The organism is Clostridia bacterium (assembly GCA_017438525.1).
In the GTDB taxonomy this organism is placed as follows: Bacteria; Bacillota; Clostridia; order Oscillospirales; family RGIG8002; genus RGIG8002.
The window spans coordinates 1-3,255 of the sequence record JAFRVI010000068.1 but is presented as its reverse complement, the minus strand read 5'-3'; the positions used below and the strand labels follow the sequence as shown (position 1 = coordinate 3,255).

General features: G+C 57.7%; 3 protein-coding genes. 1 reads left to right on the top strand and 2 read right to left on the bottom strand.

The genetic code is table 11. The annotated features are described in order from the left end of the window. Nucleotides 1–140: 140 nt before the first annotated feature. Entirely contained in the window at nucleotides 141–560 is a 420-nt protein-coding gene (locus IJL83_06400; GenBank protein ID MBQ6553225.1) for a helix-turn-helix domain-containing protein, read from the bottom strand. A 280-nt stretch (nucleotides 561–840) separates the two neighbouring features. Here IJL83_06400 and IJL83_06395 point away from each other — a divergent pair, with 280 nt between their 5' ends. Then, on the top strand, nucleotides 841–1,737 hold the full coding sequence (locus IJL83_06395; GenBank protein ID MBQ6553224.1) for a 30S ribosomal protein S1: 897 nt from the start codon (nucleotides 841–843) through the stop codon (nucleotides 1,735–1,737). Between the two features lie 65 nt (nucleotides 1,738–1,802). Here IJL83_06395 and IJL83_06390 read toward each other — a convergent pair. Further along, a partial coding sequence (locus IJL83_06390) for a dockerin type I repeat-containing protein (GenBank protein MBQ6553223.1) occupies nucleotides 1,803–3,255 on the bottom strand: 1,453 nt, incomplete at its 5' end.

The window sequence follows — 3,255 nt, the reverse complement described above, 5'->3', positions numbered from 1 at the left end:
TGAAACCGCTCGGAATACATACAGTATTCCATCGCGCTTTCGCCTTGACCGGCGCGAAAAGATCCTTTTTAAGACCGGCGTATCCCTGATTTGCACGCCCTAATGGGTGCGGTTTCGTCATAATACGTGCCGGATGGGAATTACAGCTGATACTGCTTCTGCTCCTTCAGGCGCTGGATGACGTCGCCCATATTCAGCGCGTTGAACGCCGAGCTCATGGACTCGTTGATAAGAATGCTCATCTCGGGCTCCTCGGCTTCGCGCTTCGCCTCAAGATACTGAAGCACGCGGCGGTCGATAAGCTTATTCTCGACGAAATACTCCTTCGTCAGCTTGTTCAGCGAGAAGATGAACAGGAAGGAGGTGAACTGCGACCAGGTCATCTGAAAATGACCGTTTTCGATAAGCGAAACGCGGTCGACAGAGACGCCGGCGCGGAGACCGAACTCCTTCTGTGAAAGCCGCAGAAGCTTTCTCAGCTTGGGCATATGCTTCGCAAGAGCTTTGCAGAGCATTGCTTTTTCTTTCGGGGTTATGACTACCAAATCTTCAACTACCATATTCTTTTCCTCTCTTTAAGGTTAAATTTCGTGTAAATCCATACACTTGCCATACGTTATTATATCATGGCAAGGTCAATTATGCAAGCGGTTTTTGTAAATTTACGGTTATTATAACCGGAAGTCGTAAAATGTCAATATTTCTTTGTTATAACCTCGCGTTTCCTTGCAGATAATACGGCTGATCATATTCGCTCATACGGTATTTTTGCGCCGCGGACAGCATATATTTTGGTAAAAACCACACGAAAGGGCCGCATCTGATGCGGCGGTGAATATTATGACGTTTTTACCTGAAGGACGGCTCGGTTACCGTCCCGAATCAAAAGCCGAGCTGCTGCGCGCGCGTGATGAAAAGCGCATCTGCGAAGGGACAGCAGTCTTATGCGACAGGGACCGCAATATAGTGGTCGATCTCGGGTTCATGCGCGGAGTTATACCGCGCCCGGAGGGCGCCTGGTCGCCGGACGGTGAGGTCAAGGACATCGCCGTCATATCCCGCGTCGGCAAGCCGGTCTGCTTCACCGTGACCGGCGTCGCCACCGACGTCGCGGGAGGCGAATACGCGCTGCTCTCGCGCCGCGAGGCGATGCGGCTATGCTCTGAGAAGTACGTTTCGCGGATGCGTCCGGGCGACGTCATCGACGCGCGCGTCACGCGGCCGGACAGCTTCGGCGCCTTCGTCGATATCGGCTGCGGTATCATCGGGCTGCTGCCCATCGACGCGATCTCTGTCTCACGCATCGCGCATCCGGCGGAGCGCTTCGCCGCCGGGCAGGACATCCGCGCGGTCGTCAGCGCGGCAGGCGGCGGGCGGATCACGCTTTCACACCGCGAGCTGCTCGGGACGTGGGCGGAGAACGCCGCGCGCTTCGAGGCGGGACAGACGGTGGCGGGAATAGTGCGATCGGTGGAGAAATACGGCGTTTTCGTAGAGCTTACGCCCAACCTCGCCGGGCTCGCTGAATCCGGAGCCGAGGTTTCGGCGGGCGACCGCGTTTCCGTCTACATAAAGAGCATAATACCGGAAAAGATGAAGGTCAAGCTCGTGATAATCGACCGCCTGCCGCGCACGGAAGCGCCGCGCGGCTTCGATTATCCCGACGTCGCGCATATCGGCAGGTGGCGATATTCGCCGGAAAGCTGCCCGAAGGTGATAGAAAGCGTGTTTGAATAAAAACGAACGAAAAGCGGCTCCCTTTCAAGTTTTGAAAGGGAGCCGCTTGATAATGCATCGGAGTTTTATCCGAGCGAGCTTTCGTCAGCGAGCTTCGCGGCGACGCGGAGGATCGCGAGCGCGTCGTCGACCTCGATCTTGCCGTTGCCGTCGATGTCGCAGGCCGCAAGAAGTTCATCCGTGGGTTCGGCAAGCTTCGCCGCAACGCGGAGCGCGGCAAGCGCGTCGTCGACTTCGATCTTGCCGTTGCCGGTCGGGTCGCCCTTCTTGACCGGAGGCGGAGGCGGCAGCTCGTCTTTGACGTTGAAGCGGACGGAAACGGACTTCGTGCCGTTGATGACCTCGAGCACGTAGCCGCCGGGAGCTTCAACGACGGCGCCGTTCTCTATGACTTCGCCGTTTAGCGTGCCGATGCCGACGTCCCAGGTGAGCGTCAGCGGCGCGGTGTATTCCCCGCCGTTCTCGACGTTGACGACCGGAGTGGCGTATTCGGCGGCGCCGGTGGTGGTGAAGTTGACGGTGACAGACTTATCGCCGTTGGTAACGACCAGCGTATGCTCGCCGTTCTTCAGCACGGAGTTGCCGTAGATCAGGGCTTCGCCGTCCAGCATAGCGGCGCCGACGTTCCAGTCGGGAATGAGCGCCTGCTCGGAAACGTCGTATTCGCCGCCCTCGGATATGTTGGATACGACGGGGGTCTCCCAAGTGCCGTTGGTGACGTTCTTGTAGGCGTGGATGCCGGTGATGTAAACCTCGAGCCCCGCCTTGATGGCGCCGTCGAAGCGGATGATGTAGAAGTAGATCTTCGCAAGATTCAGCTCTTCATCGGTCCAGTCATAGTATTCGAAGTATTCCCAGGGGAGATATATCCAGCCGGAGCCGGTGGCGGGAATGGGGATATCTATCGCGGAACGCTCAAAGTAAGGACCTACGGAGCAGTTGGAGACCGAGAAACGCATCGCGCATTCCTGGACGAGATTGACGTCGTTGACGCCTACCCAGAGGCAGATGCCGTCGGTGCCGGAAAGGTCGCCGATAAGCGTATTCGCCTTCGGATCCTCGTCGTTGCCGATCATGATCGGGACGACGTGGTTGCCGCCGTCACGGTACATCGCCTTGAACTGCATCATACCGTGCTCGTCTTTGGTTTCGGAGGTCATATCCTCCTTCGCGGTCATCTTCAGCGCCTGGCCGTAGCCCTCGGGCAGCTTCGCGAAGGTCTTGTCGAGGGAATAGGTAACGTTTTCGGTGCGGTCGCCGGACGCTCTGGAAAGGTCGCGTCCGGAGTAACTCTCAAAGCTGAATATGCTGGTTACCTTCTCACCGGCCTTTATCGGAACGAGGCCCGCGATCGCGGCCTTCAGCGCGGCGATGGCTTCCTCGGCCTCGACCTGCTTCGGACCCTTCCAGAGCAGCGTCTCGGCGTTCTCTATCTGCTGGCTCAGCTCGATATAGGAACGCGGGGTGACGTTGCCGCGCCAGTATGTCTTTCCGTTCTGGCAAAGCCCTTTGAGCTCG

Bases quoted from the DNA above. Each gene is read 5' to 3' on its own strand.
- IJL83_06400 (MBQ6553225.1), bottom strand. From the start codon at position 560: ATGGTAGTTGAAGATTTGGTAGTCATAACCCCGAAAGAAAAAGCAATG.
- IJL83_06395 (MBQ6553224.1), top strand. From the start codon at position 841: ATGACGTTTTTACCTGAAGGACGGCTCGGTTACCGTCCCGAATCAAAA.